At 64.5% G+C, this 14,828-nt stretch carries 4 protein-coding genes; all 4 read right to left on the bottom strand.

All coding sequences use genetic code 11. From position 1 onward, the window contains the following. Nucleotides 1-14: 14 nt before the first annotated feature. A complete protein-coding gene (locus AC1Z3W_RS18055) occupies nucleotides 15-1,388 on the bottom strand; it encodes a TolC family outer membrane protein (protein WP_483508150.1) in 1,374 nt (457 codons plus the stop codon). Between the two features lie 7 nt (nucleotides 1,389-1,395). After that, nucleotides 1,396-11,052: an Ig-like domain-containing protein gene (locus AC1Z3W_RS18050; RefSeq protein ID WP_483508149.1), complete on the bottom strand. Its 9,657-nt coding sequence runs from the start codon at nucleotides 11,050-11,052 to the stop codon at nucleotides 1,396-1,398. A 122-nt stretch (nucleotides 11,053-11,174) separates the two neighbouring features. Then, nucleotides 11,175-12,599, bottom strand: coding sequence for an HlyD family type I secretion periplasmic adaptor subunit (locus AC1Z3W_RS18045; RefSeq protein ID WP_483508148.1), 1,425 nt, complete (start codon nucleotides 12,597-12,599; stop codon nucleotides 11,175-11,177). Beyond that, nucleotides 12,583-14,784, bottom strand: a complete 2,202-nt coding sequence (locus AC1Z3W_RS18040) for a type I secretion system permease/ATPase (RefSeq protein ID WP_483508333.1) — start codon at nucleotides 14,782-14,784, stop codon at nucleotides 12,583-12,585. Before AC1Z3W_RS18040 ends, AC1Z3W_RS18045 begins: the two co-directional genes overlap by 17 nt. Between the last annotated feature and the right edge of the window lie 44 nt (nucleotides 14,785-14,828).

Raw genomic sequence — 14,828 nt, 5'->3', positions numbered from 1 at the left:
AACCCGGGGTCGTGTCATTTGCCGGGATCGGATGCGCGCCGGTCGAAGGCCATTGCCGGCTGCACGGCGCCCGCGCCCCATGCCTGCGCCGGCCGCGCGACGTGAAGCGTGTCGAGCAGCTGCCCCATCCCTGCGAACACGCGGTACGCGCTCGCCACTTCCGCATACTGACCGCTGATGTAATCGACGCGGGCACTGTAATACTCGTTCTCGGCGTTGAGCAGGTCGAGCAGCGAACGTTGACCGATGCCGAACTGCAACAGGTACGCTTCGCGCGTCGACGCGCTGGAATCGACGTACTGCTTGAGCACGACCAGGCGATCACGTGCGGTGACGTACGCGTTGTAGGCGTGCGACTCGCTTTCCGCGATCTCGAGGCGCGTGCGGTTGCGGTCTTCCTCGGCTTCCCGGATCTGCGCATGCGCTTCGCCGATTCGCGCCTTGTCGGCGCCGCCCTGGAACAGGTTGTAGCGCAGCCGCAGCATTACGCGACGGTCGTTCGTCGGACCGAGCACGCCGTCGCGGTCGTGGCTCGCGCTGAGCTCCAGGTCGAGGCGCGGCCATAGTGCGGCCTTCGCCACGTCATATTGCGCATTGGCCTGGGCGACGTCCGCATCGGCGACCGCGAGGGACGGGTGGCTTGCCAGCGCCGTATCCAGTGCGAGTCGTTCCGTCGGCGGAAGCGCGGCCTCCGGCGCGACCGGCTTGACGAGCACATCAGGCGGCACGCCCACCAGCCGCGCGTAGGCCACTTCGGCGTCTTTCAGGTTGCTTTGCTCGGACCGCAAGTTGTCCTCGGCGAGCGCCAGCCGGCTTTCCGCCTGGTAAAGGTCGGCGCGCCGGCCGACGCCGCGGTCGCTGCGCAGCTTGATCTGATCGTGGATCCGGCGGTGGGACTCCAGATTGTCGGTGGCGGCGGCGACCGTTTCCTGGCGCCGCAGGACTTCCAGGTACGCGCCCACCACGCGTAGCGCCACATCCTCCGACGTGGACGCGACGCGATTCGCGGATGAGTCGATGCGTGCCCGTTGCCGCGCCACTTCGCTCCTGACCGCGAAACCGTCGAACAGCATTTGCGACAACGTCACGTTGGCCGTCCGGTGCGTGAACGTCGTTCGGTTCAGCCCGAGCAGACGCGTTTCGACGTCGTCGCGCTGCTCCTTGCCGATCGATGCGTCGACGTCCACGCGGGGCAGGTAGCCGGCCCGCGCCTGCTTCAGGCCCTGATCCGCCGCTTCGCGGTTGTAGGTCGTGGCAAGGACCTCGGGGTTGGTCCGGATCGCCTGCTCGACCGCCTCCTGCAGGCTTTGCGCGGCGGCGGGCGCGGCGGTGCCCGCGAGCGCCGACGCGAGTGCGAGCACGGCAAGCAGAGGACGGTTCTTGTTCATGATCGGCTCAAACGTCCTGAACGTGCGGCAGCGGCGGCGGGACGTAAGTGACCACGGTGCCGCTGCCCTGATCGTGCGCGAGCTGGAAGCTGCCGCCCGACAGATCGCCCTGAAGCGCGACCTGCGCGGTGTGGACGCCGTCGCTGACCGTCAGCGTGCCGCCCGTTCCCGCGCCGTTGGCCGTGAAGCTCAGCGTCGTGTGATCGCCGAACAGAACGTCGGTCAGGTCGAGCGAGTCGCCGGCGCCGAAGCCGCTGACCGTACCGGTGAAGCCGGCGGAGTGATCCAGCTTGAGCGTCCCCGCAGCGCCATCGGCGAACGTCGTGTTTTCCGCGGACGCGCCGCCGAACTCCAGCGTTGCGGCGCCGCTGATCGTCGCGCTGCCGGCGCCCGTTACGTCGCCGTGGATCGTCAGGTTGCCGTTGTTGGCCCACAGGTTGCCCGTATTGGTCACCGCGCTTTCGATCACGAGGCCGCCGCTGCCCGTCGCCTCGAGCGTGCCGGCGTTGGCGACGGCGTGCGTGCCCGTGTCGATGACGAGCGCGTTGGCGCCGTCGGCGACGATCGTTCCTTCGTTGACGAGCGTCAGTTGGCCGGCGCCGAGCTGGCCGGCGCCCGCGATGGTGTTGTCGACGTTCACGAGCGTTGCATCCGGCGTGCTGCCGAACACCACGTTGTGGCTGTCGTCGGACAGCGTCACGTGCCCGCCGCCTTCCAGCGTCGTGCTTTTCGCGAGGATTTCGAACCGGGTGATGTCGCCGGTCGAGCCGAGTGCGATCGTGCCCGTGTTCTCCACGGTCCCGCCGATCGGCAGCATCGCGCCGTCGTTCACGGTTATGATGCCGGCGTTTTGCATCACCGGTTCCTGGTCGAACACGAAGTTGCCGCTGGTGAGGTCGGCCGAATGAACGCCCGTCACCGTGATGGTGGCGCCGTCGCCCAGCGTGAGCACCGCATTGCCGTTGGCGTCGTCTGCCAGGTGCGCCTGGACGTCGCTGAAGCTTGCGATGCCCGTGAAGCCCACGAGATCGATCTTGTCGGCGGCGAGGTCGAACGTGTGCAGCGTGTCGTTGCCGATCGGCTGCGAGAGGACGAACAGGTCGTGGCCGGCGGATCCCGTCAGCTGGTCGTCGCCCGACCATGCGAAGATCGGCGCGTTGGCCGCGTACGCTTCGACGTTGTCCGCGATCGTGGCGGTTGCGTGACTGCCGTCGGCGGCGGTCCAGGTTTCGGTCACCGTGAGCACGGTGGCGCCGGTGAAGGAGGTGGGCGGCGTGACGGTGAGCGCGCCGAGGTCGTTCGTCGGCACGACCCATGCGCCGTTGCCGAGGTCGGTGCCGGCATTCAGCGTCCAGCCGGACGGGATGCCGGCGATCGTCACCGCGAGATCGGACGCGTGGCCGGACGGATCGGCGAGCGCCAGGTTGATCTCGGATCCGGCGACCCCGGCGGGCGCCTTCTGCGTCAACGAGAGCGAGTTGCCCGCGGTGTCCCACTCGGTCACGGTGAGGGAGTCATTGTTGAGGCCCGTTTGCGCGACGGTCCAGGTTCCGGCGGTTTGTTGCGTTGCGGTGTAATCGCCACTGTGCGTGTTGTCGTGGACCAGGACTTTCCATACGCCGGACGTGTCGGTGGTGGCGGTCAGCGTGTGGCTGCTGTTCGTGTATTGCCATGACAGCGTCGACGGCGCGGTGGTGTCGAGCGTGAAGCTTAAGCTGGTGGCGTTCGAGATATTGCCCGCGACGTCGATCTGACGGACTTGCACGTTGTTCACGCCTTCGACGGCGCTGAATGTGGTGTTCCAGTGTGCGCCGTTGTCGATGCTGTATTGCACGGTGGCGCCGGTTTCGATGCCGGTGACGTTGAGCGTGCCGACGTTGGTGATGTGGTCGGTGGCGCTGCTGCCGGAGTCGGTGGTCAGCGCAACGCTGGGGGCAGCGGCCGACGTGTCGAGCGTGAAGCTGAACGACGTGGCCGACGATGTGTTGCCCGCGACGTCGATCTGCCGAACCTGTACGTTGTTCAGTCCTTCGACGGCGCTGAAGCTCGTGTTCCAATGCGAACCGCCGTCGATGCTGTACTGCACGGTCGCACCTGCATCGACACCGGTCACGTTGAGCGTACCGATCTTAGTGATGTGGTCGGTGGCGCTGCTGCCGGAGTCGGTCGTCAGCGCGACACTGGGTGCAGCGGCTGACGTATCGAGCGTGAAACTGAACGACGTCGCCGACGAGGTGTTGCCTGCGACATCGGTCTGGCGGACTTGCACGTTGTTCACGCCGTCGACGGCGCTGAATGTGGTGTTCCAGTGTGCGCCGTTGTCGATGCTGTATTGCACGGTGGCGCCGGTTTCGATGCCGGTGACGTTGAGCGTGCCGACGTTGGTGATGTGATCGGTGGCGCTGCTGCCGGAGTCGGTGGTCAGCGCAACGCTCGGGGCAGCGGCCGACGTATCGAGTGTGAAACTGAACGACGTAGCCGACGACGTGTTGCCCGCGACATCGACCTGCCGGACCTGCACATTGTTCAACCCTTCAACCGCGCTGAAGCTGGTGTTCCAATGCGAACCGCCATCGACGCTGTACTGCACCGTGGCCCCCGTTTCGACGCCAGCGACATTGAGCGTGCCGACGTTGGTGATGTGGTCGGTGACGCTGCTGCCGGAGTCGGTCGTCAACGCGACGCTCGGGGCAGCGGCTGACGTATCGAGCGTGAAACTGAACGACGTCGCCGACGAGGTGTTGCCGGCGACGTCGATCTGCCGGACCTGCACGTTGTTCAACCCTTCGACGGCGCTGAAGCTCGTGTTCCAATGCGAACCGCCATCGACGCTGTACTGCACCGTGGCCCCCGTTTCGACGCCAGCGACATTGAGCGTGCCGACGTTGGTGATGTGGTCGGTGACGCTGCTGCCGGAGTCGGTCGTCAACGCGACGCTCGGGGCAGCGGCTGACGTATCGAGCGTGAAACTGAACGACGTCGCCGACGAGGTGTTGCCGGCGACGTCGATCTGCCGGACCTGCACGTTGTTCAACCCTTCGACGGCGCTGAAGCTCGTGCCCCAATGCGAACCGTTGTCGACGCTGTACTGCACGGTCGCACCTGTCTCGACACCGGTTACATTGAGCGTTCCGACGTTGGTGATGTGATCGCTAGTACTGCTACCGGAGTCGGTGGTCAGCGCAACGCTGGGTGCAGCCGCCGAGGTGTCGAGCGTGAAGCTGAACGAGGTGGCCGACGACGTGTTGCCCGCGATATCGGTTTGTCGGACCTGTACATCGTTCATGCCTTCAACGGCGTTGAAGCTCGTGTTCCAGGTATGACCGCCATCGATCGAATATTCGACGGTCGCGCCGGCTTCAACACCGGTGAGATTCAAGGTGCCGACGTTGGTGATGTGGTCGGTGGCGCTACTGCCGGAATCGGTCGTGAGCGCAACGCTGGGTGCAGCGGCGGAGGTATCGAGCGTGAAGCTGAACGACGTCGGATCCGAGGTGTTGCCCGCGACATCGGTTTGCCGAACCTGTACATCGTTCACGCCTTCGACGGCGTTGAAGCTGCTGTTCCACGTATGACCGCCGTCGGTCGAGTATTCGACAACTGCGCCGGCTTCAACGCCCGTGAGATTCAATGTGCCGACATTGGTGATGTGATCGGTGGCGTTGCCGGAGTCGGTCGTGAGCGCAACGCTGGGCGCAGCCGCCGACGTATCGAGGGTGAAACTGAACGACGTAGCCGACGAGGTGTTGCCTGCGACATCGGTTTGCCGAACCTGTACATCGTTCAGGCCTTCGACGGCGCTGAAGCTGGTGTTCCAGGTATGACCGCCATCGATCGAATATTCGACGGTCGCGCCGGTTTCGACGCCGGTGAGATTCAATGTACCGACATTGGTGATGTGATCGGTGGGGCTGCTGCCGGAATCGGTCGTGAGCGCAACGCTGGGTGCAGCGGTCGAGGTATCGAGCGTGAAGCTGAACGACGTCGGATCCGCGGTGTTGCCCGCGATATCAGTCTGCCGAACCTGTACGTCGTTCACGCCTTCAACGGCGTTGAAGCTGGTGTTCCACGTATGGCCGCCGTCGATCGAGTATTCGACAACTGCGCCGGCTTCGACACCGGTGAGATTCAACGTGCCGACATTGGTGATGTGGTCAGTGGCGCTGCTACCGGAGTCGGCCGTGAGCGCAACACCGGGTGCAGCAGCCGAGGTATCGAGTGTGAAGCTGAACGACGTAGCCGACGAGGTGTTGCCCGCGATATCGGTTTGCCGGACCTGTACGTCGTTCAGGCCTTCGACCGCGCTGAAGCTGGTATTCCAGGTGTGACCGCCGTCGGTCGAGTATTCGACGGTGGCGCCCGTTTCGACACCGGTAAGATTCAAGGTGCCGACGTTGGTGATGTGATCGGTGGGGCTGCTACCGGAGTCGGCCGTCAATGCAACACTGGGTGCAGCGGCCGAGGTATCGAGGGTGAAGCTGAACGAAGTCGGATCCGACGTGTTGCCTGCGACATCGACCTGCCGAACCTGCACGTCGTTCACGCCTTCAACGGCGTTGAAACTGGTGTTCCAGGTATGACCGCCGTCGATCGAATATTCGACCGTGGCGCCGGTTTCGACACCGGTGAGATTCAACGTACCGACATTGGTGATGTGATCGGTGGCGCTGCTACCGGAGTCGGCCGTCAATGCAACACTGGGTGCGGCGGCCGAGGTATCGAGGGTGAAACTGAACGACGTAGCCGACGAGGTGTTGCCTGCGACATCGGTCTGCCGAACCTGTACGTCGTTCAGGCCTTCAACCGCGCTGAAGCTGGTATTCCACGTATGGCCGCCGTCGGTCGAGTATTCGACGGTGGCGCCGGTTTCGACATCGGTGAGATTCAACGTACCGACGTTGGTGATGTGATCGGTGGCGCTGCTACCGGAGTCGGCCGTCAATGCAACACTGGGTGCGGCGGCCGAGGTATCGAGGGTGAAACTGAACGACGTAGCCGACGAGGTGTTGCCTGCGACATCGGTTTGCCGGATCTGTACGTCGTTCACGCCTTCAACCGCGCTGAAGCTGGTGTTCCAGGTATGGCCGCCATCGATCGAATACTCGACGGTGGCGCCGGTTTCGACACCGGTGAGATTCAATGTACCGACATTGGTGATGTGGTCGGTGGCGCTGCTACCGGAATCGGTCGTGAGCGCAACGCTGGGTGCAGCGGCCGAGGTATCGAGCGTGAAGCTGAACGACGTCGGATCCGACGTGTTGCCTGCGACGTCGGTTTGCCGAACCTGTACATCGTTCACGCCTTCAACGGCGTTGAAGCTGGTGTTCCACGTATGGCCGCCGTCGATCGAGTATTCGACAACTGCGCCGGCTTCGACACCGGTGAGATTCAACGTGCCGACATTGGTGATGTGGTCGGTGGCGCTGCTGCCGGAGTCGGTCGTGAGCGCAACGCTGGGTGCAGCGGCCGAGGTATCGAGTGTGAAGCTGAACGACGTAGCCGACGAGGTGTTGCCCGCGATATCGGTTTGCCGGACCTGTACATCGTTCACGCCTTCGACGGCGCTGAAACTAGCGTTCCACGTATGACCGCCATCGATCGAGTATTCGACGGTGGCGCCGGTCTCAACTCCTGACACGTTGAGTGTGCCGATGTTAGTGATGTGGTCGGTGGCGTTGCTACCGGAATCGGCCGTGAGCGCAACACCGGGCGCAGCGGCCGACGTATCGAGCGTGAAGCTGAACGACGTAGCCGACGAGGTGTTGCCTGCGATATCGGTTTGCCGAACCTGTACATCGTTCACGCCTTCAACGGCGCTGAAGCTAGTGTTCCAGGTATGGCCGCCATCGATCGAATACTCGACGGTGGCGCCGGTTTCGACACCGGTGAGATTCAACGTGCCGACATTGGTGATGTGGTCGGTGGCGTTGCTACCGGAATCGGCCGTGAGCGCAACACCGGGTGCAGCGGCCGACGTATCGAGGGTGAAGCTGAACGACGTAGCCGACGAGGTGTTGCCTGCGATATCGGTTTGCCGAACCTGTACGTCGTTCACGCCTTCAACCGCGCTGAAGCTGGTGTTCCAGGTATGGCCGCCATCGATCGAATATTCGACCGTGGCGCCGGTTTCGACACCGGTGAGATTCAACGTGCCGATATTGGTGATGTGGTCGGTGGCGTTGCTACCGGAATCGGCCGTGAGCGCAACACCGAGTGCAGCGGCCGACGTATCGAGGGTGAAGCTGAACGACGTAGCCGACGAGGTGTTGCCTGCGATATCGGTTTGCCGAACCTGTACGTCGTTCACACCTTCAACGGCGCTGAAGCTGGTGTTCCAGGTATGGCCGCCATCGATCGAATATTCGACCGTGGCGCCGGTTTCGACACCGGTGAGATTCAACGTGCCGATATTGGTGATGTGGTCGGTCGCGTTGCTACCGGAGTCGGCCGTGAGCGCAACACCGGGTGCAGCGGCCGACGTATCGAGGGTGAAGCTGAACGACGTAGCCGACGAGGTATTGCCTGCGACATCGGTTTGCCGAACCTGTACATCGTTCACGCCTTCGACGGCGTTGAAGCTGCTGTTCCACGTATGACCGCCGTCGATCGAATATTCGACCGTGGCGCCGGTTTCGACACCGGTGAGATTCAACGTGCCGACATTGGTGATGTGGTCGGTCGCGTTGCTACCGGAGTCGGTCGTGAGCGCGACACCGGGCGCAGCGGCCGACGTATCGAGTGTGAAACTGATCGACGTAGCCGATGACGTATTGCCTGCGACATCGACCTGCCGAACCTGCACGTCGTTCACGCCTTCAACGGCGTTGAAACTGGTGTTCCAGGTATGGCCGCCATCGATCGAATATTCGACCGTGGCGCCGGTTTCGACACCGGTGAGATTCAACGTGCCGATATTGGTGATATGGTCGGTGGCGTTGCTACCGGAGTCGGTCGTGAGCGCGACACCGGGCGCAGCGGCCGACGTATCGAGCGTGAAACTGATCGACGTAGCCGACGACGTATTGCCTGCGACATCGACCTGCCGAACCTGCACGTCGTTCACGCCTTCAACGGCGCTGAAGCTAGTGTTCCAGGTATGGCCGCCATCGATCGAATACTCGACGGTGGCGCCGGTTTCGACACCGGTGAGATTCAACGTGCCGACATTGGTGATGTGGTCGGTGGCGTTGCTACCGGAATCGGCCGTGAGCGCAACACCGGGTGCAGCGGCCGACGTATCGAGCGTGAAGCTGAACGACGTAGCCGACGAGGTGTTGCCCGCGATATCGGTCTGCCGGACCTGTACGTCGTTCACGCCTTCAACCGCGCTGAAGCTGGTGTTCCAGGTATGGCCGCCATCGATCGAATATTCGACGGTGGCGCCGGCTTCGACACCGGTGAGATTCAAGGTGCCGACGTTGGTGATGTGATCGGTAGAGTTGCTGCCGGAATCGGTCGTCAGCGCAACGCTGGGTGCCGCCGCCGAGGTATCGAGCGTGAAGCCGAACGACATGGCTGACGAGGTGTTGCCCGCGATATCGGTCTGCCGAACCTGTACGTCGTTCAGGCCTTCAACCGCGCTGAAGCTGGTATTCCACGTATGGCCGCCATCGATCGAGTATTCGACGGTCGCGCCGGCTTCAACACCGGTGAGATTTAATGTACCGACATTGGTGATGTGGTCGGTGGCGTTGTTGCCGGAGTCGGTGGTCAACGCAACGCTGGGTGCGGCGGCCGACGTATCGAGCGTGAAGCTGAACGACGTAGCCGACGAGGTGTTGCCTGCGATATCGGTTTGCCGAACCTGTACGTCGTTCACACCTTCAACGGCGTTGAAGCTGGTGTTCCAGGTATGGCCGCCATCGATCGAATATTCGACCGTGGCGCCGGTTTCGACACCGGTGAGATTCAACGTACCGACATTGGTGATGTGATCGGTCGCGTTGCTACCGGAGTCGGTCGTGAGCGCGACACCGGGCGCAGCGGCCGACGTATCGAGTGTGAAACTGATCGACGTAGCCGACGACGTATTGCCTGCGACATCGACCTGCCGAACCTGCACGTCGTTCACGCCTTCAACGGCGCTGAAACTGGTGTTCCAGGTATGACCGCCATCGATCGAATATTCGACCGTGGCGCCGGTTTCGACACCGGTGAGATTCAACGTACCGACATTGGTGACGTGATCGGTCGCGTTGCTACCGGAGTCGGTCGTCAGCCCAACACCGGGCGCAGCGGCCGACGTATCGAGCGTGAAGCTGAACGACGTAGCCGACGACGTATTGCCTGCAACATCGACCTGGCGAACCTGCACGTTGTTTAGTCCTTCGACGGCGCTGAAGCTCGTGTTCCAATGCGAACCTCCGTCGATGCTGTACTGCACGGTCGCACCTGCCTCGACACCGGTCACATTGAGCGTCCCGACATTGGTGACATGATCGGTAGCGCTACTACCGGAGTCGGTCACGAGCGCAACACCGGGCGCAGCAGCCGACGTATCGAGTGTGAAACCGAACGACGTAGCCGACGACGTATTGCCCGCGACATCGATCTGGCGGACTTGCACGTTGTTCAGTCCTTCGACCGCGCTGAAGCTCGTGTTCCAATGCGATCCGCCATCGACGCTGTACTGCACCGTGGCACCCGTTTCGACGCCAGTGACATTGAGCGTCCCGACATTGCTGACGTGATCGGTAGCGCTACTACCGGAGTCGGTCGTCAGCGCGACGTTGGGCGCCGCAGCCGACGTATCGAGCGTGAAACTGATCGCCGCAGCCGACGACGTATTGCCCGCGACATCGACCTGCCGGACCTGCACGTTGTTCAACCCTTCAACCGCGCTGAAGCTCGTGTTCCAATGCGAACCGCCATCGACGCTGTACTGCACCGTGGCACCCGTTTCGACGCCAGTGACATTCAAGGTGCCGACGTTGGTGATGTGATCGCTGACACTGCTGCCTGAATCGACCGCCAGCGCCACCCCAGGTGCTGTCCCGGCCGTCGTATCCAGCGTGAACGAGCACGAACACACGCACGACGCGTTGCCGGTCACATCGATCTGCCGCACCAGCACGGTATTCGTTCCTTCGACCGCGCTGAAACTCGTGTTCCAGTGCGCGCCGTTGTCGGTGCTGTACTGAACGGTCGCGCCGTGCGCCACCCCGCCGACCGACAGCGTACCGTCCGATGTGATGCCGTCGGTGGCCGAGATCCCCATGTCGTGCGCCAGCGCGACGACAGGGGCGGGCGGCGCAATATCGACATAGGCCGTTGCCCAACTCAGCGTACCGTTGCCCAGCCGGATCGCGTACGTGAAGCTGTCCTGCGCGTAACCGAGCGTATTGAAGCTGTTCGACAGCCACGATGCGTCGAGGTGGCTCGCGTCATACCCGACCTTGCCGTCCGACGTGATCCAGATGTGCGCGCCGTGCGCGCTGAAATCCGCGCTCACCGATTCCGCGCGGCTCGTATCCTGCGTCAGCAACGCGGTTTGTTCGAGCGCGACGGTGGTTTCGGTGCCGGAGTCGAGCGAGTAGAGCGTCTTGGCCGCCCCGCCGAGGTCGTTCGCCATCACGTTCAGGTAAACGGTGGTGAGCGTATTGTCCGTGAGCCCCGTCTGAGCCGACGTAAACACGTCGTTCGTTGCCTGCGGCGTATTGCTCATGGAAACCGCGGTTCCGCTTGAAGTCGTCGCCATGTCGTGCTCCCCGTCCTGTCATGTTTTGATGCGGGCGCTGCGCCACCCGATGCGGCGCATGCCCGATGAACTGCAAATCGGTTCTCGTGTCAGCGCTCGCGCAATGCCATTTCCTTGGTCTTGATGACGGGCTTGAGCAGGTAATGCAGTACGGTCCGGCGTCCGGTGCGGATGTCGACGGTCGCGATCATGCCCGGCACGATCGCGACCGGCTGGCTCCGTCCGCTCGGCTTGCTTTGCCGGGTACGCACCAGTACGCGGTAATAGCTGTCCGGCTTCTCGCCGGGACGGTCCGGCACGATCGTGTCGGCGCTGATGTCCTCGACGACGGCGGGAAAGCCGCCGTAGATCGAGAAGTCATACGCTGACAGCTTGACGGTCGCGTCCTGCCCCGGGTGCAGGAATGCGATGTCCGACGGTCGCACGCGTGCCTCGATCAAAAGCGTGTCGTCGAGTGGCACGATTTCCAGCAGGTCCATCCCCGGCTGGATCACGCCGCCGACGGTATTGATCTTGATCTGCTTGACCATGCCCTTCAGCGGCGCGCGCACCAGCGTGCGCGTGACGCGGTCCTCGAGCGCGACATTGGCCGCACTCAGCGCCGACTGATCGGCACGCGCGAGGTTCAGTTCCTTCATTGCATCGGCGCGAAAATGCGCGGTCGTTTCGTCGATTTTCTGGCGTGCCTCGCGATAGGCGGCTTCCAGCCGCGGCATCGCGAGGCGCGTCGCATCGAGGTCGCCCTTCATGTCGGTCGCCTGCCGCTCGAGCCGCAGCACCTCGACGTCGGATACCGCGCCTTTGGCCACGAGCGGGCTCGTCAACGCCAGCTCCTTCGCGACGAGCCCGTAGCTGCGCTGCAGCTGCGCCTCGCGCGAGCGCTTCTCCGCGAGTTCCTGACGGTGCTGTTCGGCCTGTTGCCGGAGCACGTCGAGATTGGCCTGCAATTCGCGCTGACGGGACTCGAACAGTGAGCGTTCCTCGTCCAGCAGGCCCTGGTTCGTCGGTGCCAGGCGATCGGGCACGACGAAGGCGGTGCCGTTCGCTTCGGCGCTCAGGCGCGCGATACGGGCAAGCAGCGCGGCATCCTTCGCCTGTCCTTCCTTGTACGACGACGTGAACCGCGTATCGTCGATGCGCATCAACGGCTGGCCTTTCTGCACGACCTGGCCGACGCGCACCATGATCTCGGAGACGATCCCGCCCTCGAGGTTCTGCACCACCTGTACGCGACTGGACGGGATCACCTTGCCTTCCCCGACGGTGACTTCATCGACTTCGGCGAACGCGGCCCACAGGAGGGCGACGACGAAGAACGCGAGCGTCGCCCACAGGATCCAATGGGTGAAGTAGCGCGGCCCCTCCAGCGCGGCCGCGCAGCGTTCGCGCATGAACGCGGTATCGTCGGCGCGCGGCTTCAGCGCGGCGCCGATTCGCCCGCGCAGCGCGTTGAGCGCGGCGATGCGCGTCGTCGGCGGCGCGCCGGCGCCGTCGGGTTCAGCCAGCAGCGACATGGAGCGTTCTCCCTGCAAGCGCCGCGAGGACCTGGTCCTTCGGGCCGTCGGCGACGACGCGGCCCTGATCCATCACGATCAGGCGGTCGACGAGCGTGAGCAGCGACGGACGGTGCGTGACGAGCAGCAGCGTGCGGCCGGCCAACTGGACCGACAGACGTGCCTTGAACAGCTCTTCGGAGCGGTTGTCCATCGCGCTGCTGGGCTCGTCGAGCAACAGCACCGGCGGCGACAGCAGCATCGCGCGGGCGATCGCGACGGCCTGGCGCTGTCCGCCGGACAGCGCTTCGCCGCGCTCGCCCACCGCGAGATCGAAGCCGTTCGGCAAACGGTTGACGAAGTCCGCGACGCCGGCGACCTGCGCGGCGCGCAGCACGGCGTCGTCGTCCGTGCCCGGTGCGCCCAGCACGATGTTGTCGCGCACGGTGCCGTTGAACAGCATCACGTCCTGCGGCACGTGACCGATCCCGCGCCGCAGCGCGGCAGGGTCGTACTGACGCAGCTCGACGCCGTCGATCAGGACATTGCCGGAAGCCGGCGGATAGAGGCCGAGGACGAGTTTTTCGATCGTGGTCTTGCCCGAGCCGACGCGCCCGATGATGCCGACGCGCTCGCCCGCGGCGATGCGGAACGACACGCCGTCCAGCGAAACGCCGCTCTGGCCCGGGTAAGCGAAGCTGACGTTGCGGAATTCGATCTCGCCGCGCAGCGCCGGCCGATGGACGAAGCGCTGCTCGGCCGGACGCTCGCCGGGCAGGTTCATCACGCCGTCGATCGACGCCAGCGCGCTGCGCGACTGGTGGTAGCGGGTCAGCAGCGACGCCACCTGGCCCATCGGCGCGAGCGCGCGGCCGGTGAAGATCGTGCAGGCGATCAGTCCACCGGTCGTGAGCCGGTCGTCGCCGATCATGTACACGCCGCACAGGACCACCGCGAGATAGGCCGCCTGCTGCGCGAACATCGCGAAATTGACCGCGCAGCCCGACAGCAGGCGCGACTTGAGCCCGAGCCGGGCGATCTCGCCAAGCTGCTGCTCCCAGCGCGCCTGCATCGGTCCTTCCGCGCCGTTGACCTTGATCGTCTCGAGCCCGACCAGCGTCTCGATCAGCAGGGCCTGGCGCTGGCTCGCGTGGCGCTGGCTGGCCTGCACGGCACGCGCGAGCGGCCCCTGCACGGCGATGCCCGCGCCGATCACGAGCGGCAACGCCAGCAGCGGCAGCCAGCCGAGCCCGCCGCCGACCCAGAACATCGCCGCGACGAACACGATCGAAAACGGCAGGTCGATCAGCGCCGCCGCCGTCGCCGACGTGAGGAACTCCCGCACCGCTTCGAATTCCTGGATCTGCGACGCGAACCCGCCAACGGACGGCGGCCGCGCCGCCATCCGGATGCCGAGCACCTTCTCGTACAGGTTCGCCGACAGGATCACGTCGATCTTCTTGCCCGCCACGTCGATGAAATAGCCGCGCAACGTGCGCATCACCACGTCGAACACGATCACCAGCGCGATGCCGGCCGCCAGCGCCCACAGCGTCTCGAGCGACCGGTTCGGCACGACACGGTCGTAGACGTTCATCGTGAATAGCGGCATCGCCAGCGCGAACAGGTTGATCAGCGTCGACGCGAGCATGACTTCGGCATAGATCGGCCACGATTGCGCGACCACGCCCCAGAACCAGTGGCGCGGGCGCGGCACGACGCTTTCCGTGTCGCGCGCATCGAACCGGTGGGCCGGGCGCGCGAACAGCACATGGCCGGCATGGCGTTGCGCGAGTTCAGTCGCGTCGACGGTTTCTTCGCCGATGCCGGTTTCAGGGAGGATCACCTGCAAGGTGCCGCACGCGTTGCGGCGAACCAGCACGCAGGCTTGGCCGTCGTCGAGCAGCAGCACCGCGGGCAGGACCGCATCCGGGATGTCGCGCAGCGCGCGCCGGGCCAGTTTGGCCGAGAGGCCGGCGCGCGCCGCGGCCCGCACGAACAGTGCCGGCGTCAGGCGCCGGCCGGCGAGCGGCAGCCCGGCCACGAGCGTGTCGATGCCCACCGGCCGGTCGAACAGCCGCGTCAGCACGAGCAGGCAGCCGAGCAGCGGATCGTCTTCGATACCCGATCCGTGTGGCAGATTCCAGCCGTGATCGGCGCACGGCTCCCCGGCCGCGGCAGCGGCTTGCGTGGCGGCGGCCTGCATTACAGCGCGCCGCCAGCCTGATGACGGTCCGACCGCCGCGGCAA

It is taken from the genome of Burkholderia sp. 10_S31 (assembly GCF_056930375.1).
The sequence above is the reverse complement of the archived record's forward strand: the minus strand, read 5'-3'. Positions and strand labels throughout refer to the sequence as shown.